This window comes from Pseudomonas wadenswilerensis (assembly GCF_900497695.1).
Taxonomy (GTDB): Bacteria; Pseudomonadota; Gammaproteobacteria; order Pseudomonadales; family Pseudomonadaceae; genus Aquipseudomonas; species Aquipseudomonas wadenswilerensis.
This window is the reverse complement of record NZ_UIDD01000003.1, coordinates 59273-75756: the sequence shown is the minus strand read 5'-3', so window position 1 is coordinate 75756 and position 16484 is coordinate 59273. Positions and strand designations below refer to the sequence as shown.

The following is a 16484-nucleotide window of genomic DNA, read 5'->3' as shown; positions in this document are numbered from 1 at the left end:
GCAGGCAACAAAAAAAAGGGAGGGCCATGGTAGCGCATCCCACTGGCAAGACAAGCCAAAGGGGTTACCATCCAGTGAGGAAATATGCCGCGAAGGAATTCCCCATGCCATCAAGAGCGCTTGTCGTGCTCAGTTTCGCCGCCCTGCTGGCCGCTTGCAGCAGCGATAAACCCCAGCCTGCGCCGGCCCCGAAAGCCCCTGTAGCCAGCAAACCGGCCAAAGAACTCGGCCCGCTGCCGGCCTATCAGCGCGAGTTGAGCGGCACTTTGCTCAACATCCCGGTCGGTGCCGAAGTCGAACTGGCCTTGCTGGTGATCGATGAACGTGGCCGTCCGCAAGGCCTGCTGGCCAGCAGCACGTTCAGCGGCAATGGCCTGGACCTGCCGTTTCGCCTGCGCTTCAACCCCGAAGCCTTTCCGGCCGGTGCGCGGGTCGAGCTGCGCGGCCGCGCGAGCAAATCCGGGCAACTGATCCTGCACCTGCCGCCCCTGCGTATCGCCCAGGCACAAACCCAGGCTACCGGCCCGCTGCGCTTCGAAAAGGCGCCATGATGGCGCCCGCTCCGCTGCAACAGGCCTTGAGCGAACTGCTGGGTGACGCGCAACTGGTGGTCAGCGATCTGCCCGAGTGCGCGCTCAGGTTGTGGCTGATCGATGCGCAGAACATGGACCGCGCCTTCAGCTCCGAAGAAACCCGGCGCATCCTCCACGAACCGCCGTACTGGAGCTTCTGCTGGGCCAGCGGCCTGGCCATGGCACGGTATCTGGACGAGCACCGGCACTGGGTCGAAGGCAAGCGCGTGCTCGATTTTGGCGCAGGGTCCGGCATTGCCGGTATTGCCGCGGCCAAGGCCGGGGCGCTTGAAGTCGTCGCCTGCGATCTTGATCCACTGGCGCTGCACGCCTGCCGGGCCAACGCCGAACTCAACGAGGTGGAACTGAGCTATTCCAGCGATTTCTTCCAGGAGGCCGACCGTTTCGACTTGATCCTGGTCGCCGATGTGCTCTACGACCGCGCCAACCTGCCGCTGCTGGATGAATTCCTCAGCCGAGGCCAGCAGGCCCTGGTGGCCGATTCACGGGTACGGGATTTCAGCCATCCGCTGTACCGGTCCCTGGGTGTGCTGGATGCCCTGACCTTGCCGGACCTGGCCGAGCCCCACGAATTCCGCCGGGTCAGCCTGTACCACGCCAGCCGCCAGCCTTTATAGTGATGCCATTCACGGATTTTCGAGAGTCGCGATGAACCCTGCTACCCCGTACATATTCGACGCCACGGCCACCGACTTCGATCAGTCGGTGATCCAGAACTCTTTCCACAAACCGGTGCTGGTCGATTTCTGGGCCGAGTGGTGCGCGCCGTGCAAGGCGCTGATGCCGCTGCTGGCGCAGATCACCGAGAGTTACCAGGGCGAACTGCTGTTGGCCAAGGTCAACTGCGATATCGAGCAGGACATCGTTGCCCGCTTCGGCATCCGCAGCCTGCCGACCGTGGTGCTGTTCAAGGATGGTCAGCCCGTGGACGGCTTTGCCGGTGCCCAGCCGGAGTCGGCGATTCGCACCCTGCTCGAACCCCACGTAAAACTGCCGCCACCCGCTGCCGCCGACCCGCTGGAACTGGCCCAGGCACTGTTCGCCGAAGGGCGCTTCAGCGAAGCCGAGAGCACCCTCAAGGCACTGCTCACGGAAGACAACAGCAATGCCGGTGCGCTGATCCTCTATGCCCGTTGCCTGGCTGAGCGGGGCGAGCTGGGTGAAGCCCAGACCGTGCTCGACGCGGTCAAGAGCGATGAGCACAAGGCCGCCCTCGCCGGCGCCAAGGCGCAACTGACCTTCCTGGGCCTGGCCGCCAGCCTGCCGGAAGTCGCCGACCTGAAAGCGCGCCTGGCGCAGAATGGCGAAGATGATGAAGCGGCGTATCAGCTGTGCATACAGCAACTGTCGCGCCAGCAGTACGAGGCGGCGCTGGAAGGCTTGCTGAAGCTGTTCAAGCGCAATCGCGGCTACGATGGCGGGGTGGCGCACAAGACCTTGCTGCAGGTATTTGACCTGCTGGGGAATGACCATCCGCTGGTCGGCACCTATCGTCGCAAGTTGTTTGCTGCCTTGTATTGAATTGATCGCGGGGCAAACCCGCTCCTGCTGATCTTGTAGGAGCGGGCTTGCCCCGCGATACCCTCATCACCCCACCCAGTGATAAACCGGCGCATCCGCCCCGCTTTCCACCTTCACCTCGGCACTATGGCGCAAGCGAACCAACAAGCGCTTGCCGGCCGCCATACTCCCCGCCAGCCCTTCCAGATGCTCGAGCAACTCCGGCCCGTTGAGCTGCCCGGCCTTGCGCAGCACCTCGCGCGCGGCCTGCCATAGCGCATCATCCGGCCGCACCGCTGCCACGGGAGCGGCAGCCACCGCCGGCGCTGGCGCCACAGCAACCAGCTGACCGCCCAGTTGCGCCCATTCCGCCGGGTCCAGTTCCAGGGTCAGGTCTACCGGCCAGTCGCCGATGTGTCCGCGAATTCGCATGGGTTTGTCCTTGTGCGCAATCAATGGGCCCATGCTCCCACGCCAACGCCTCATCGCCAAGCACACTGGCGCGGCCCGAACAAGTTGTTATAACATTACCAAATCCATCCAGTGCCTCTGCGGAGTCCGCCCATGCGTCGTCTGTTGCTTGCCTTGCCGTTTGCCTTGTTGCCCCTGGCCGTCGCTCATGCCCACGACGACGACCACGATCATGACCACGCTCATGGCAGCCTCGCCGCCCATGAGCACGGCGTTGCCCGCCTCAATGTAGTGCTGGACGACAAGACCCTGGAGCTGGAACTGGACAGCCCGGCGATGAACCTGGTCGGCTTCGAACACCCGGCCACCAGCGCCGCCGACAAGGCCAAGGTCGCTGCCGTACGCACACAATTGGAAAAACCATTGGCCCTGTTCGGCCTGGCTAAAGCGGCCAACTGCAGCGAGAGTGATCAGGAGCTGGAAAGCCCGCTGTTCGGCGACAAGCCGGCAGTCGATGACGATGGCGACGAGCACGAAGGCCACGCACACAGTGAAATCCATGCCCATTACCGGCTGGCCTGTGACAAGCCCGGCGAGCTCAAGAGCCTCGACCTGAGCCCATTGTTCAAGGCCTTCCCCGCCACCCAGAAAATTGCGCTACAACTGATCGGACCCAACGGCCAACAAGGTGTCGAAGCGACCCCGGCCAAGGCCACGATCAACTTCTGATAGCCCTTTTGCAGCGAAACGCCCGGGGTAACCCGGGCGTTCATTTATGAGCCAGGCACTGATTGAACTGACCGACCTGGGCTTTGCCTGGCCGGGCCAAGCCCCCCTGCTGGATATTCCCGCCCTGCGCCTGGAAGCCGGCGAATCGCTGTTTCTCAAAGGCCCCAGCGGCAGCGGCAAGACCACCCTGCTCGGCCTGCTCGGCGGCGTGCAAAAACCCGATCGCGGCAGCATCCGCCTGCTCGGCCAGGACTTGAGCGAACTGAAGCTGGCCGCCCGCGACCGCTTTCGGGTCGACCACACCGGTTACATCTTCCAGCAGTTCAACCTGCTGCCGTTCCTCTCGGTACGGGAGAACGTCGAACTGCCCTGCCGCTTCTCGCGCAGCCGCGCGCAACGCGCCGCCGAGCGCCACGGCAGCATCGACCAGGCCGCCGCCAGCCTGCTTGCTCACCTGGGTTTGAAAGACCCGGCGCTGCTCGCCCGCCGCGCCGACAGCCTGTCGATCGGCCAGCAGCAGCGTGTCGCGGCCGCCCGGGCCTTGATCGGCCAGCCGGAACTGGTGATCGCCGACGAGCCAACGTCCGCCCTCGATGCCGACACCCGTGAAGCCTTCATTCGCCTGTTGTTCGCCGAGTGCCGTGCCGCCGGTTCCAGCCTGCTGTTTGTCAGCCACGACCAGAGCCTGGCGCCGTTGTTCGACCGTCAGCTGTCCCTTGCCGAACTCAACCGTGCGGCCCAGCCGGCCAATGACCTGGAGGCCTGATGTACCTGCTCCGCCTTGCCTTGGCCAGCCTGGCCAACCGCCGCTTTACTGCTTTTTTGACCGCCTTCGCCATTGCACTCTCGGTGTGCCTGCTGCTGGCGGTCGAGCGGGTGCGCACCGAAGCCCGCGCCAGCTTCGCCAGCACCATCAGCGGCACCGACCTGATCGTCGGCGCCCGCTCAGGCTCGGTGAACCTGCTGCTGTACTCGGTATTTCGCATCGGCAACGCCACCAACAACATTCGTTGGGAGAGCTTCGAACACTACGCCAGCGACAAACGGGTGAAATGGGCCATCCCCATTTCCCTGGGCGATTCGCATCGCGGCTACCGGGTAATGGGCACCGACGCACGCTATTTCGAGCACTACCAGTACGGCCGCAAGCAGCACCTGCAACTGGCCGAGGGACGGGCCTTTGCCAGTGATCCGTTCGAGGTGGTGCTTGGCGCCGAAGTGGCCGACGCCCTGCACTACAAGCTTGGCGACAAACTGGTGCTGGCCCATGGCGTGGCAGCCATCAGCCTGGTCAAGCACGATGACAAACCCTTCACCGTGGTCGGCGTGCTGCAACGCACCGGCACTCCCGTCGACCGTACTTTGCACATCAGCCTGGGCGGGATGGAAGCCATCCACATCGACTGGCACAACGGCATGCCGGCCCGCGGCGCTGGGCGCATCAGCGCCGAGCAGGCGCGCAACATGGACCTCGAGCCCGTAGCCATCACCGCGTTCATGCTCGGCCTGAACAACAAGGTGGCAACCTTCAGCCTGCAACGGGAAATCAACGAGTACCGCGGCGAACCGCTGCTGGCGATCCTCCCCGGTGTAGCCCTGCAAGAGCTCTGGAGCCTGATGGGCACGGCTGAGCAGGCACTGTTCGTGGTCTCGTTGTTTGTGGTACTGACCGGCCTGATCGGCATGCTCACCGCGATCCTCACCAGCCTCAATGAACGGCGCCGGGAAATGGCCATCCTGCGCTCGGTAGGCGCGCGCCCCTGGCACATTGCCGGGCTGCTGGTGCTCGAAGCCCTGGCCTTGGCGGTAGCCGGTATCGGCGCCGGGCTGGCCTTGTTATACGGCGGCATCGCCCTGGCTCAGGGCTACGTGCAAGCCAACTACGGCCTGTTGCTGCCGCTGGCCTGGCCCAGCGCCCATGAGTGGACCTTGCTGGGCATCATTCTTGGCGCTGCCCTGCTGATGGGCAGCGTGCCGGCTTGGCGCGCCTATCGCCAGTCGCTGGCCGACGGCCTGTCCATTCACCTGTGAGCACCTCGATGACCCGCGCCCTGCTGCTGTTACTGCTGTTGATCGCCTCGCCTTTGTGGGCGGCCGAACCCCGCACCCTGGAATGGCAGCAACTGATCCCGGCCGGGGCGCCGGTGATCCAGCCGCAGCTGGCGCCGCTGCACGACCTCTCGCAATTGAGTGATGCCCTGGCCGCGGAAGCGGCGCCAGCAGCGCGGCAAACCGCACCCAATGCCCCGGTGGTCAAGGCCCTGGATGGCCAGCAGGTGAAACTGCCCGGCTATATCGTGCCACTGGAAGTCAGCGAGGAAGGCCGCACCACCGAGTTCCTGCTGGTGCCTTACTACGGCGCCTGCATTCATGTGCCGCCACCGCCGTCGAACCAGATCGTTCACATCTTCAGCGAGATTGGCGTGAAGGTCGAAGACCTCTACCAGCCTTACTGGATCGAAGGCCAGATGCAGGTCAAAGCCACCAGCAGTGAACTGGCCGATGCCGGATATCAGATGGAAGCCGAGAAAATCTACGCATACGAGCTAGAATAAATGGCCGCCTGCAGGGCTTTGACGATTTCATTGAGCTGAGTCAAAAGTCGCCGTCCGTCAGCTCCTTACCATTGGACTCATTAAATTCTAAACGTCCTTTGGGAGCTTCCATGAACAAGTCCTTGCTTGGCGCCTCGCTCGTTGCTCTGGCGCTTGCAGCCCCTGTTGCCCACGCCCACCAGGCTGGCGACTTCATCCTGCGTGCCGGTGCGATCACTACCGCTCCCAACGAGAACAGCGGCGACATCAAGCTCGACGGCACCAAGATGTCCGGCACCAAGGCAACCCTGGACAGCGACACCCAACTGGGTCTGGCTTTCGCCTACATGCTGACCGACCACATCGGCCTCGAGCTGCTGGCCGCCACCCCGTTCCAGCACACCGTTGGCGTCAAGGGTCTGGGCGCGGGCCTGGATGGCAAGCTGGGCGACATCAAGCAACTGCCACCGACCCTGTCGCTGCAGTACTACCCGATGGAAGCTTCGTCGAAGTTCCAGCCTTACGCTGGTATCGGCCTGAACTACACCATGTTCTTTGACGAAGACCTGAGCAGCAACCGCAAAGCTCAAGGCTTCAGCAACATGAAGTTGAAAGATTCGGTCGGCCTGGCCGGTCAGTTGGGCATGGACTACATGATCAACGACAACTTCCTGGTCAACGCCGCGGTCTGGTACGTCGACATCGACACCAAGGCCACCATCGACGGCCCGAGCGCCCTGGGCGTCGGCAAGACCAAGGTCGACGTGGATGTCGATCCATGGGTCTACATGGTGGGTGTAGGCTACAAGTTCTAAGCGTCGTTTAAACACAAATCGCGGGGCAAGCCCGCTCCTACAGCACTTGTAGGAGCGGGCTTGCCCCGCGATGCATTTCAGCGCCCTAAAAGACGCGCCAGCCCATCGGCCAGTGGCGTCGGCTCAGGGAAGTCAAAACGGCTCAGCAAACGCTGATTGTTCGCCCGCGAATGGCGGATATCACCCGAGCGCGCTGGCCCATGACTGATCGCCGGCAAATCGCCAACCACCGATTTCAGCGCGGCCAGCAACTGGTTCAGCGAAGTGGCCTGATTCAGGCCGATATTCACCGCGCCCTCTTCGACTTCCGCCATCTCCAGTGCCTGGACCATCACCGTCACCAGATCGCCGACATAGAGAAAGTCGCGAGTCTGCTCGCCATCGCCAAACAGGGTGATCGGCGTCCCGTTCAGGGCGCGCTCGCAGAAAATGCTGATGACCCCGGAATACGGCGAGGACGGATCCTGGCGCGGGCCGAAGATGTTGAAGAAGCGAAACACTACCGGTTCCAGGCCATGCTGACGGCGGTAGAAGTCCAGGTATTGCTCGCTGGCCAGCTTGTCTACCGCGTAAGGCGTCAACGGTGCCTTGGGCGTATCTTCCTCGATCGACTGGCCTTCGCCGTTGTTGCCATAAACCGCAGCGCTGGAGGCAAACAACACGCGCTTGATGCCGTTCAGGCGCATGGCCTCGCAGACATTCAGGGTGCCGATGAAGTTGCTCTGGTGGGTTTTCACCGGGTCATCCACCGAGGCCTGCACCGAGGCCACGGCGGCCAGGTGCACCACTGCCTGGCAACCGGCAGCCACGCGTTTGACCAGCTCGGCGTCGGCGACGTCGCCTTCGACCAGTTCCAGACGCGGGTTATCTACTTGGAGGTTGCCTGGTTTGCCGGTCGACAGGTCATCGAGGATACGCACGGCATAACCTTTGGCCAGCAGCGCATCGCTCAGGTGGGAACCGATGAAGCCAGCGCCACCGGTGATCAGAATAGGGGCATCAGCCATGACGATAGAAGCGATCCAGTAAGGGCGGCAAACCGGCGCGCCAGGCGCGGGGTTTGATACCAAAGGTGTGGAGAATTTTCTTGCAGGCCAGTACCGCATGCTGCGGTTCTTCGCTGGCGTCCGGGCGCGCGGCGTGGGCCTGCGCGGTCGGTGCCTGTACCGCCAGCTTATGCAACTGGGCCGCTTCTGTGAGGATAGCCTGCCCCAGCGCCAGCGGCGTGGTCGCCTCGTTGCCGGCGTAGTGATAGGTGCCCCACAGCGGCGCGGCGCAATCGAGCTGCTTGAGTACCGAAAGGATCACCCGCGCGGCGTCGTCCACCGGAGTCGGGTTGCCACGCCGGTCATCGGCCAACAGCAGCTCCTGGGGTTGCTCGGCGCGGGTCAGGAAGCGCCCGAGCACACCGTCGATGCTCTCGTCGAGCACCCAGCCAAAGCGCAGCAGTACATGTTGCGGGCAGGTGGCGCGTACGCTCTGCTCGATGCGCCACAAGGCCTGGCCACGCAGGCCCAGCGGCACTGGCTCATCCTTTTCACTGTAGGCCGTGGCCCGCGAGCCATCGAAGACCCGGTAGCTGGACGGCTGGACGAGAATGATGTTGTGGTGCTGACACAGCTCGGCCAGGCGCTCGACTGCGCGTTCCTGCTGGGCCAGGCGCTGCTCGCTGACTGCTTCGGCCTGGAACCAGTCGAAATAGTAGGCCAGGTTGATCAGCGCATCGGGGCGGGTGTCGTCGAGCAGTTGGGTCAGGCTCGCTGGATCCCAGCCGCTGTCCGGCGGGCGCGGCGCCAGAAAGCCGATATCTTCCTCGGCCCCGAGACGAATCAGCGCTTGCCCGAGGGCACTTCCACCACCCAACAGCATCAGGCGCATTCGCATAGAGTCAGCAGGTCCGATCAGTTTATTGGAAGAAAGCCTTCATTTTGCGGTTTCCGGCAGGGGAAGTCCAACACAGGGGCACCCGTCCCGCCCGGCGTTGCGTCGAGGGCGAGTTTTTGCCCCTGCGTAATCTACCTATACTAGATCCGGAGTAATCTGGCACAGGCAACCCGCTCGGCACGTGGCGGCATCATCAGTTCCTGGAGACGGTGTCCATGCATCTGGAAGCAACCTCGACCCAACGTTCCACCTGGCAATACGACGAACCCACCCCCGGCACCGAACGCTTCATCAGCGAAACCTTCGACGGCTTCCAGCAACAGGCGCGGCTGCTGATACCCGATCAGGAGCGCGCCGCGCCGCTGTTCGTGATCGGTGGTGCGCGCTCTGACTTCACCCGCCTCAACCCGCTGTTGTATCGCCTGCAACAGCAGGGTATCGGCTCGCTGACCGGCAACCTCTCAGGCCATAGCCTGGCGGCCGAGCCCGGCGCACCACAACCGTCGCTGACCACCAACCTGGAGGAGGCGCAGCGCTTTCACCGGCATATCGCCGAGCGCTGCCAGACCCTGCTCGGCCACAGCCTCGGCGGCGCCATCGCGCTGAAACTGGCCGCGCAAACACCGGCCATCGACAAGCTGGTGCTGATCTGCCCGGCGGTTTACCCGGATGCCGCCCACCAGGCGCCCTTCGGCCCGGCCTTCACCGAGGCGATCCGCCAGCCCTACGGGTTTCTCGACTGCGACAGCTACGAATTCCTGCGCAAGTTCCAAGGCCGGGTGCTGCTGGTGATCGGCGAGTTCGACGGGCTCAACTCCAGGGCTTATGGGCAAGGCGAAGGCACCTCGGCCGGCACCTTGTGGCTGGCCGGTGCCCAGCGTTACAGCCCGATCCCCGAAGAAGTCACCCAGGCCCTGCTGCGCGCAGTGCCGGCGCCGCACCTGGAATGCCTGCTACTGACCGATTGCGATCACGGCATCGCCGCGCACCTGCGCGACAAGCCGGCCGTGGCCGATCAGGTGGCGCAGGTGGTGGCCGAGTTCATTCTCGGCTGAGCGCGGTTATTCGATCTCGAACAGGCCGTTACGGATCGGCCCGGCGCTGAGGCGTTCGCGTACGTCGTCGTCGATCCGCGGATCGTCCGGGCGGTACAGCTTGACCTGGCGGTAGGCGCTGATGCGGTTGATCTCGGTGCCCAGGTATTCCCACACCACCCGGGTGCAGGCCGGGGTGCGCCGGTCGCCGCTGGAAACCCCGGTCTTGAGGCCGTTGAGGCGGGTAATGCGGCTCTTGAAGCTGGGTATCAGGATGGTCTGGCTCATCTCGTTGACGGTCAGCGATTCGTAGTCGAGCAAAAACAAGCGGTCCTGCAACTGGAACGCCGCGCCCAGGTAGCGGCAACGCACCCAGTCTTCGGCCTGAACGTCCGTGCTGCTGGAGCGCTCCTGACGCTCCTGACGCTCGAACAAAAAACTGCCGCGCTCTTCGCGCAGGTGCACCAGCGACAGCAGGATCGAGCCCGGTACCGACATGCAGTTGGAGTATTCGAAGTAATAACCGCAGTAGCGCGACAGGTTGCCGGCCTGTTCACGCAACGGCCGCAGCAGTTCGGCCAGCGGGTCGTCCTGGCTCACTGCGGGGTTGGCGGCACTGCGGGCACCGATCAGGCGGGCGAACTGCTCCGGCGGCAAACCCAGCTCGTAATCCTCGACACCAAAGAAATCGCCGATGCGCTTGAGGTTGTATGCCGTCGGCTGGCTCTGCCCGCTCAGGTACTTGTTGAACTGCGCGCGGTTGATCGACAGCTGCCGGCAAACTTCCGAGATAGAGCGGTAGTGGCTGCAGGCAAGCTTGAGATTGGTGCCGAGATATTCGCTCATGTGAGCCGTTCCAGGTGATGCGACAGGCGCCAGTTTAGCATCAAGTCGCATCAACTGAGAGCAACCCGCGAAATTGTAACCAACCTTGTCATGACCAACCATGCGCCCCCATGGATACGGCGTATCGACGCCGGCCTGTCGTCTTTCATGCGAAGAATAAGAATCGAGGTATTACATGCTCGAAGCGCTCAACGATTTCCTCTCGGGGAAACTCCTCATCGTGCTTATCGTCGGACTCGGCAGCTATTTCACCCTGCGCTCCCGTTTCGTCCAGTTCCGCCATTTCGGCCACATGTTCAGCGTCTTCAAGGAATCCCTGCGCGGCCAGGCCGGCCAACTGAGCTCGTTCCAGGCGCTGATGCTGAGCCTGGCCGGCCGTGTCGGTGCCGGTAACATCGCCGGTGTCGGCATCGCCGTGACCCTCGGCGGCCCGGGCGCGGTGTTCTGGATGTGGGTAACCGCGCTGGTGGGCATGTCCAGCAGCTTTTTCGAGTGCACCCTGGCCCAGGTCTACAAGCGGAGCGACGGCAACGGCCTGTACCGTGGCGGCCCGGCCTACTACATCCAGCACGGCTTGAAGCTGCGCTGGATGGCAATGGTGTTCGCGATCCTGCTGCTGGTGACCTACGGCTTCACCTTCAACGGCCTGCAGTCCTACACCGTGACCCACTCGCTGCAGAACGCTTTCGGCTTCGAACCGCAGTACACCGGCATCGCCCTGGCCGCCCTGCTCGGCCTGGTGTTCATCGGTGGTATCAAGCGTATCGCCTCGGTTTCGGACCTGCTGGTACCGATCAAGACCCTGGCCTACATCGGTGTGACCCTGTACGTGATCTTCACCCAGATCGAACACGTGCCGGCCATGCTCGAAACCATCATCAAAAGCGCTTTCGGCCTTGATCCGGCCTTTGCCGGCCTGCTCGGCAGCGCCATCGTCATGGGCGTGAAGCGTGGCGTGTTCGCCAACGAAGCCGGCCTTGGCAGTGCGCCGAACGTTGCCGCTGTTGCCGCTGTACGCCACCCGGCGGCCCAGGGCGTGGTCCAGGCCTTCTCGGTGTTCCTCGATACCTTCGTGATCTGCACCTGCACCGCGCTGCTGATCCTGCTCTCGGGCTTCTATACCCCAGGCTTCGAAGGTGACGGCATCGCCCTGACCCAGAACTCCCTGGCCGCCGTGGTCGGTGACTGGGGGCGGATCTTCGTCAGCGTGGCCCTGTCGTTGTTCGTCTTCACCTGCATCCTCTACAACTACTACCTGGGTGAAACCAGCCTGCAGTTCTTCACCCGTAACCGCCTGGTGCTGCTGAGCTACCGCGGCCTGGTGCTGCTGCTGATCCTCTGGGGCTCGGTGCAGAACCTGTCAACCGTATTCGCCTTTGCCGACATCACCATGACCTGCCTGGCGTTCGTCAACCTGATCGCCCTGGCCCTGCTGTTCAAGGTCGGCCTGCGCGTGATGCGCGACTACGACGAACAGCGCCGCGCCGGTATCGCCCAGCCGGTGTTCGATGCGTCGAAGTTTTCCGACCTCGACCTGGACCCGCAAGCCTGGCCGGTCAAGCCGGTTGCTGAAGCCGAGGCTGAAGTGGCTGTCGGTCAGGCTCAGACCCAGCGCTGATCCATACTGCAGAAAAAGCCGCCCCGTTCGTGGGCGGCTTCCCCCTCCCCCGCTTTTCTCTCACCTGCCCGGAAATTTCTCATGCGTGCAGTCAAGAACCTTCTAGTCCTGTACACCGGCGGCACCATCGGCATGCTGCAAACCCCGCAAGGCCTGGCGCCTGCCGGTGGCTTCGAAGCGCGCATGCGTGAGCACCTGCAACAGCTGGCCGATGCGCCGCTGCTGACCTGGCGCCTGCACGAACTGACGCCGTTGATCGACAGCGCCAATATGCAGCAAGGCAACTGGCTGGCCATGCGCGAGGCGATTGTCGAAGCGGTCGAGCGCGATGGCCATGACGGCATCCTCCTGCTGCACGGCACCGACACCCTGGCCTACACCGCCGCGGCACTGTCGTTCCTGCTGCTCGGCCTGCCGGTACCCGTGCTGCTGACCGGCTCGATGTTGCCGGCCGGCGCCCCCGACAGCGACGCCTGGGACAACCTCTGCGGCGCCCTGCGCTTGATGGCGACGGGTATCGACAACGGTGTGCAGCTGTATTTCCACGGCCAGCTGTTGCATGGCGCGCGCGCTTCGAAGCTGCGCAGCGAGGCTTTCGATGCCTTCGCCACGCTGCCGCGTGAACGCGATGGGCAACGCGTCGAGACGATCCCGGCCTGCCTGGATTATCGCCAGCCATGCCAACCGGTAAACCTGATGGTGTTGCCGGTGTTCCCCGGGCTGCAGGTCGGTCATCTGCGCGGCCTGCTGGCCAGCGGTGTACAAGGCCTGCTGCTGGAGTGCTACGGCAGCGGCACCGGGCCGTCGGACGATCAGGACCTGTTGGATGCATTGCACGACGCTCGCCAAGGCGGGGTGTTGATTGCTGCTATCAGCCAGTGCCCGGAAGGTGCGGTGCACTTCGATACTTATGCGGCCGGCAGCCGCTTGCGCGACACCGGCCTGGTCAGCGCTGGCGGCATGACCCGCGAAGCTGCGCTGGGCAAGATGTTCGCCTTGCTCGGCACCGGGCTGGATGTGCAGGCGGCGGAGCACTGGTTCGCCCTGGACCTGTGCGGCGAGCGCGCACAGTAGAAAATGGCGGAAGGCAGCGGGAGTCGAACCTGCCCAGGAACGGCTGCCGTCCCCAACCGGGTTTGAAGCCCGGCCGCGCCACCGGGCGCGATTGCCTTCCTTGTACGGATTACTGCCCGGGCGATTGGGCCAGGGCATTGTCGGCGCGAATCTGCCGCCGATCGCCAACACGCCGGGTGAGGCCGATGCGGTCGAAGTACTCGAGTATCTGCACGCTGCGTTTGCGGCCGATCCCCAAGACATCGCGAAACGCTGCGACCTGCACCACCGGGTCATCGCTGGCCAGCTGCAAGAGCATAGCCGCCATTTGCCGGATCGTGGCCTCAGGATAGAACAGATCGCGCACCACCTGGTGCACCTGCCCCAAGCGCCCGAGCTTGCGCAGCAACAAGCGCACCTCGGCCTCATCGGCTTTTACCGACCTGGCCAGATCGCGTACCCAGGGCGGATCGAACGTGCCTTCTTCAAGCAACGGTTGCAACTGGCTCCACAGCTGGGAGTCGGCATCGCTCAAGCGTATCTGGTGCCCGGGCAGATGCAGCCAGGGCCCGCTACCGACCAACCTGCCGCCGGCGAGCAGCTCATCCACCAGGCTGATGAATGCCGGACGTTCCAGTGCCAGGGCAATGAAGCGACGCAAACGATCGCGATCAGGGCCGAGCTGATCCGGCTCCTGCTCATGGAAACGCGCCAGCCCCTCCAGCACTGCGGTTTGCAGTGCAAGCCAATGCTCATCGGTGAACAGCAGCGGTCCTTGCCGGGTAGCGATTACCTGGACATTGGCGGGTAGTTGCCAACTGCTGCGCAGGCGGTTGAACTGACGCTCCAGGCGCTGTGGGTCGAGCCCGATGTCGTCACTGGCGAGCAGTGCCGGCAGGGCCTGTTCCAGGCTGTTGGCGCAGGCCAATGCCTGCAACTGGGCGATGCGCGCCTCGCTGCGGCGCTGGCGGGCAGGCGCAAAGGGGTCGAGTACACGGCCCCCCCCAAGGGTACGTTGTGCACGCTGGTCACGCAGTACCAGCCGATCACCGTGAACCGCCTGCAGCGGTGCATTACTGAGCAACTGGGCGAACATGCGCGCGCCCGGCAGCAACTGCTCGCCCTGCAACAAAGCCACCCGGGCGGTGACATCCTGGGTGCCCAGGTGCAGGTGCACCGGGATGAAATGCTCGAAGGCGCGAAGTTCGCTGGCCAGTAGCTGCAGCTCGATATCCAGGCGCTGGGTCGGCGCGTGCAGCCACTCGGCAAGCAGCCAGTCGCCGCGGTGAATCTGCTCAAGGTCCAGGCGCTCGGCGCTGATGTTCAGGGCGACTCGCTGCCCGGCATGGGCCTCGGCAGCCACCTGGTTCTGCGCATGCAGGCCACGCACCCGCACCGGCTTGCCGGCTTTGCCCAGCAGCAGGGTGTCGCCCAGTTGCACACGCCCGTCCAGCGCGGTACCAGTGACCACGATGCCGGCGCCAGCTACTGCGAACGCGCGGTCGATGGCCAGGCGAAAACCGCCCTGGCTACGGCGCTGGCTGACCTCGCCCTGGGCCGCCAGCAAGGCCAGGCGCAGCGGCTCGATACCCTCACCCGTCACACTGGAAACCACGAACTGCGCCGCGCCCGTATAAGGCCCGGCCGCCAGCAACGCACTGACCTGGACTTGTACTTCCTGCACCCGCTGCGGCTCGACCCGATCGCACTTGCTGATCACCACCAGGGCCTGGGGAATGCCCAGCAATTCGACAATCGCCAGGTGCTCGCGGGTTTGCGGCATCACCCCGTCATCAGCAGCGACAACCAGCAGCACCAGGTCGATACCCTGGGCGCCAGCGAGCATGTTGTGGATAAAACGTTCGTGGCCGGGCACATCGATAAAGCCGGTAAGAGGTGCGCCCTCGGTCAGGGCGGCATAGCGATAACCGAGGTCGATGGTCATGCCGCGCTCGCGCTCTTCCCGACGCTGGTCGCCCGCCTGGCCGGTCAGGGCTTCGAGCAGGGCCGTCTTGCCGTGGTCGATATGCCCGGCGGTACCGACAATCACACCTGCACCTGCGACAACTGCGCCAACCACGCGGCTTCGTCATCGAGTTGGCGCAGGTCCAGCCACAGGGCATCGTCATCGATGCGTCCGAGTACCGGAATCGGCAGGGCCCGCAGCGCGCTCTCCAGGCCATGCAAGGTGCGCCCGCGCAGGCGCTTGGAGACCTGTGGGCGCAGACACAAGGCCGCACTGGGCAAGCGCGCCACCGGCTGGCTGCCACTGCCGATCATGCCCAGCGCAGGCTCTGCGCTGACCGTCCAGTGGTCGCCCAGCTGTTGTGCCAACGCTGGCAGCAAGCGCTCGGCCTGCTGGAGGATATCGGCCTGCGGCCGGGTCAGCAGGCGCAGGCTGGGCAGGCGCTCGGCCAACAGATCGGGGTTGCGGTACAAAGCCAGCACGGCTTCAAGTGCCGCAAGGGTAAGCTTGTCGACCCGCAAGGCGCGTTTGAGAGGGTTCTTCTTGATCCGCGCGATCAAGTCCTTGCGCCCGACGATGATGCCCGCCTGGGGCCCGCCCAGCAGTTTGTCGCCGCTGAAGGTGACGATGTCGGCGCCATCAGCCAGGGCCTGGCGCACGGTAGGCTCGGCCGGCAAGCCCCAGCGGCTGAGATCGAGCAGGCTGCCGCTGCCCAGGTCTTCCAGCAACGGCAACCCGTGGCGATGGGCCAACTGCGCCAGTTCTGCCGTCGGCACCTGGGTGGTGAAGCCCTGGATGCTGTAGTTGCTGCAATGCACGCGCATCAACAGGCCGCTGCGCGGGCCGATGGCCGCTTCGTAATCGCGGGCGTGAGTACGGTTGGTGGTGCCCACTTCATGCAGCTTGACCCCGGCGCGGGCCATGATATCGGGAATACGAAAAGCGCCACCGATCTCGATCAGCTCGCCACGCGAGATGATCCCCTCCTTGCGTGCGCCCAGGCTGTTGAGCGCCAGCAGCACAGCAGCGGCGTTGTTGTTGACCACAGTGACGGCCTCGGCGCCGGTGAGCTCGCGGATCAGGCCTTCGATCAGGTCATCGCGGTCGCCGCGTTTGCCGCTGGCCAGGTCGAATTCGAGGTTGAGCGGGTAGCGGGCAGCCCGTTGCACGGCGTCGATGGCTTCCTCGGGCAGCAAGGCCCGCCCCAGGTTGGTGTGCAACACCGTGCCGGTGAGGTTGAACACCCGGCGGACCTGACTGCGGTGCCGGGTAATGAGGCGCTCGCCGGCGCGGCCAAGCAGCACAGGGGCAGCCAGTTCGGCGGCATCCAGCTGGCCGAGCCTGGCGTCGTCGCGCAGGTCGTCGAGCAGTTGGCGCAGGCTGGCCAGGACAGCGTCGCGGCCGTAGCGGTCGATCAGCGGGAGGCTGGCGGGGTGACGCAACAGGGTGTCGATGGAGGGCAGGCGGGTCGGGAGCTTGGCGAGGTTGGACGGCATTCAGA

General features: G+C 64.3%; 17 protein-coding genes and 1 tRNA gene. 11 read left to right on the top strand and 7 right to left on the bottom strand.

Going from position 1 to position 16484, the window contains the following annotated elements:
• Window positions 1-104 precede the first annotated feature (104 nt).
• The 3 genes from CCOS864_RS03700 to trxA are packed head-to-tail and all read left to right on the top strand — an operon-like array spanning window position 105 to window position 2114.
• Window positions 105-551 (top strand): hypothetical protein, encoded by a 447-nt coding sequence (locus CCOS864_RS03700; RefSeq protein WP_115085099.1) that lies wholly within the window; start codon window positions 105-107, stop codon window positions 549-551.
• Window positions 551-1210 (top strand): class I SAM-dependent methyltransferase, encoded by a 660-nt coding sequence (locus tag CCOS864_RS03695; RefSeq protein WP_115085098.1) that lies wholly within the window; start codon window positions 551-553, stop codon window positions 1208-1210. The genes CCOS864_RS03700 and CCOS864_RS03695 overlap by 1 nt, the downstream gene beginning before the upstream one ends.
• Window positions 1211-1241: 31 nt before the next feature.
• Window positions 1242-2114: a thioredoxin gene (gene trxA / locus CCOS864_RS03690; protein WP_115085097.1), complete on the top strand. Its 873-nt coding sequence runs from the start codon at window positions 1242-1244 to the stop codon at window positions 2112-2114.
• A 66-nt stretch (window positions 2115-2180) separates the two neighbouring features.
• On the opposite strand, the gene CCOS864_RS03685 is transcribed toward trxA, so the two are convergent.
• Window positions 2181-2525, bottom strand: coding sequence for a hypothetical protein (locus CCOS864_RS03685; protein ID WP_115085096.1), 345 nt, complete (start codon window positions 2523-2525; stop codon window positions 2181-2183).
• A 132-nt stretch (window positions 2526-2657) separates the two neighbouring features.
• On the opposite strand from CCOS864_RS03685, the gene CCOS864_RS03680 reads away from it, so the two are divergent.
• The 5 genes from CCOS864_RS03680 to CCOS864_RS03660 all read left to right on the top strand — a co-directional run bounded on the left by CCOS864_RS03680 (window position 2658) and on the right by CCOS864_RS03660 (window position 6582).
• The gene (locus CCOS864_RS03680) at window positions 2658-3233 is read left to right on the top strand and encodes a DUF2796 domain-containing protein (protein WP_115085095.1); all 576 of its coding nucleotides are present in this window, start codon (window positions 2658-2660) and stop codon (window positions 3231-3233) included.
• Window positions 3234-3279: 46 nt separating this feature from the next.
• The gene (locus tag CCOS864_RS03675) at window positions 3280-3999 is read left to right on the top strand and encodes an ABC transporter ATP-binding protein (protein ID WP_115085094.1); all 720 of its coding nucleotides are present in this window, start codon (window positions 3280-3282) and stop codon (window positions 3997-3999) included.
• Entirely contained in the window at window positions 3999-5264 is a 1266-nt protein-coding gene (locus CCOS864_RS03670) for an ABC transporter permease (protein ID WP_115085093.1), read from the top strand. The genes CCOS864_RS03675 and CCOS864_RS03670 overlap by 1 nt, the downstream gene beginning before the upstream one ends.
• An 8-nt stretch (window positions 5265-5272) precedes the next feature.
• A complete protein-coding gene (locus CCOS864_RS03665; protein ID WP_115085092.1) occupies window positions 5273-5788 on the top strand; it encodes a DUF3299 domain-containing protein in 516 nt (171 codons plus the stop codon).
• Between the two features lie 110 nt (window positions 5789-5898).
• Window positions 5899-6582 carry an OmpW/AlkL family protein gene (locus tag CCOS864_RS03660; protein ID WP_115085091.1) on the top strand — a complete coding sequence of 228 codons (684 nt, stop codon included), beginning with the start codon at window positions 5899-5901 and terminating at the stop codon, window positions 6580-6582.
• A 77-nt stretch (window positions 6583-6659) separates the two neighbouring features.
• Here CCOS864_RS03660 and CCOS864_RS03655 read toward each other — a convergent pair whose 3' ends face one another.
• Together CCOS864_RS03655 and CCOS864_RS03650 are read right to left on the bottom strand one after the other, a co-directional pair.
• Complete coding sequence (locus tag CCOS864_RS03655) at window positions 6660-7589, bottom strand: NAD-dependent epimerase/dehydratase family protein (protein ID WP_115085090.1); 930 nt, start codon at window positions 7587-7589, stop codon at window positions 6660-6662.
• Window positions 7582-8466 (bottom strand): sugar nucleotide-binding protein, encoded by an 885-nt coding sequence (locus CCOS864_RS03650; protein WP_045199991.1) that lies wholly within the window; start codon window positions 8464-8466, stop codon window positions 7582-7584. The genes CCOS864_RS03655 and CCOS864_RS03650 overlap by 8 nt, the downstream gene beginning before the upstream one ends.
• A gap of 215 nt (window positions 8467-8681) precedes the next feature.
• Here CCOS864_RS03650 and CCOS864_RS03645 point away from each other — a divergent pair, with 215 nt between their 5' ends.
• Complete coding sequence (locus CCOS864_RS03645) at window positions 8682-9521, top strand: alpha/beta hydrolase (RefSeq protein ID WP_115085089.1); 840 nt, start codon at window positions 8682-8684, stop codon at window positions 9519-9521.
• Between the two features lie 6 nt (window positions 9522-9527).
• Here CCOS864_RS03645 and CCOS864_RS03640 read toward each other — a convergent pair whose 3' ends face one another.
• Window positions 9528-10346 (bottom strand): helix-turn-helix domain-containing protein, encoded by an 819-nt coding sequence (locus tag CCOS864_RS03640; RefSeq protein ID WP_115085088.1) that lies wholly within the window; start codon window positions 10344-10346, stop codon window positions 9528-9530.
• 175 nt (window positions 10347-10521) lie between these two features.
• Between CCOS864_RS03640 and CCOS864_RS03635 the strand changes: the two genes are divergently transcribed.
• The gene (locus CCOS864_RS03635; protein ID WP_115085087.1) at window positions 10522-11964 is read left to right on the top strand and encodes an alanine/glycine:cation symporter family protein; all 1443 of its coding nucleotides are present in this window, start codon (window positions 10522-10524) and stop codon (window positions 11962-11964) included.
• 81 nt (window positions 11965-12045) lie between these two features.
• Window positions 12046-13038: an asparaginase gene (locus CCOS864_RS03630; protein WP_115085086.1), complete on the top strand. Its 993-nt coding sequence runs from the start codon at window positions 12046-12048 to the stop codon at window positions 13036-13038.
• A gap of 4 nt (window positions 13039-13042) precedes the next feature.
• Here CCOS864_RS03630 and CCOS864_RS03625 read toward each other — a convergent pair.
• The 3 genes from CCOS864_RS03625 to selA all read right to left on the bottom strand — a co-directional run bounded on the left by CCOS864_RS03625 (window position 13043) and on the right by selA (window position 16479).
• Window positions 13043-13138 (bottom strand) — tRNA-Sec (locus CCOS864_RS03625).
• Between the two features lie 9 nt (window positions 13139-13147).
• Window positions 13148-15067 carry a selenocysteine-specific translation elongation factor gene (gene selB, locus CCOS864_RS03620; RefSeq protein WP_115085085.1) on the bottom strand — a complete coding sequence of 640 codons (1920 nt, stop codon included), beginning with the start codon at window positions 15065-15067 and terminating at the stop codon, window positions 13148-13150.
• The gene (gene selA / locus CCOS864_RS03615; RefSeq protein WP_115085084.1) at window positions 15064-16479 is read right to left on the bottom strand and encodes an L-seryl-tRNA(Sec) selenium transferase; all 1416 of its coding nucleotides are present in this window, start codon (window positions 16477-16479) and stop codon (window positions 15064-15066) included. The genes selB and selA overlap by 4 nt, the downstream gene beginning before the upstream one ends.
• Window positions 16480-16484: the final 5 nt, after the last annotated feature.

Bases quoted from the DNA above. Each gene is read 5' to 3' on its own strand.
- CCOS864_RS03640 (WP_115085088.1), bottom strand. From the start codon at position 10,346: ATGAGCGAATATCTCGGCACCAATCTCAAGCTTGCCTGCAGCCACTAC.
- CCOS864_RS03630 (WP_115085086.1), top strand. From the start codon at position 12,046: ATGCGTGCAGTCAAGAACCTTCTAGTCCTGTACACCGGCGGCACCATC.
- CCOS864_RS03695 (WP_115085098.1), top strand. From the start codon at position 551: ATGGCGCCCGCTCCGCTGCAACAGGCCTTGAGCGAACTGCTGGGTGAC.
- CCOS864_RS03660 (WP_115085091.1), top strand. From the start codon at position 5,899: ATGAACAAGTCCTTGCTTGGCGCCTCGCTCGTTGCTCTGGCGCTTGCA.
- CCOS864_RS03670 (WP_115085093.1), top strand. From the start codon at position 3,999: ATGTACCTGCTCCGCCTTGCCTTGGCCAGCCTGGCCAACCGCCGCTTT.
- CCOS864_RS03680 (WP_115085095.1), top strand. From the start codon at position 2,658: ATGCGTCGTCTGTTGCTTGCCTTGCCGTTTGCCTTGTTGCCCCTGGCC.
- CCOS864_RS03650 (WP_045199991.1), bottom strand. From the start codon at position 8,466: ATGCGAATGCGCCTGATGCTGTTGGGTGGTGGAAGTGCCCTCGGGCAA.
- CCOS864_RS03635 (WP_115085087.1), top strand. From the start codon at position 10,522: ATGCTCGAAGCGCTCAACGATTTCCTCTCGGGGAAACTCCTCATCGTG.
- CCOS864_RS03700 (WP_115085099.1), top strand. From the start codon at position 105: ATGCCATCAAGAGCGCTTGTCGTGCTCAGTTTCGCCGCCCTGCTGGCC.
- CCOS864_RS03665 (WP_115085092.1), top strand. From the start codon at position 5,273: ATGACCCGCGCCCTGCTGCTGTTACTGCTGTTGATCGCCTCGCCTTTG.
- CCOS864_RS03675 (WP_115085094.1), top strand. From the start codon at position 3,280: ATGAGCCAGGCACTGATTGAACTGACCGACCTGGGCTTTGCCTGGCCG.
- trxA (WP_115085097.1), top strand. From the start codon at position 1,242: ATGAACCCTGCTACCCCGTACATATTCGACGCCACGGCCACCGACTTC.
- CCOS864_RS03645 (WP_115085089.1), top strand. From the start codon at position 8,682: ATGCATCTGGAAGCAACCTCGACCCAACGTTCCACCTGGCAATACGAC.
- CCOS864_RS03685 (WP_115085096.1), bottom strand. From the start codon at position 2,525: ATGCGAATTCGCGGACACATCGGCGACTGGCCGGTAGACCTGACCCTG.
- CCOS864_RS03655 (WP_115085090.1), bottom strand. From the start codon at position 7,589: ATGGCTGATGCCCCTATTCTGATCACCGGTGGCGCTGGCTTCATCGGT.
- selA (WP_115085084.1), bottom strand. From the start codon at position 16,479: ATGCCGTCCAACCTCGCCAAGCTCCCGACCCGCCTGCCCTCCATCGAC.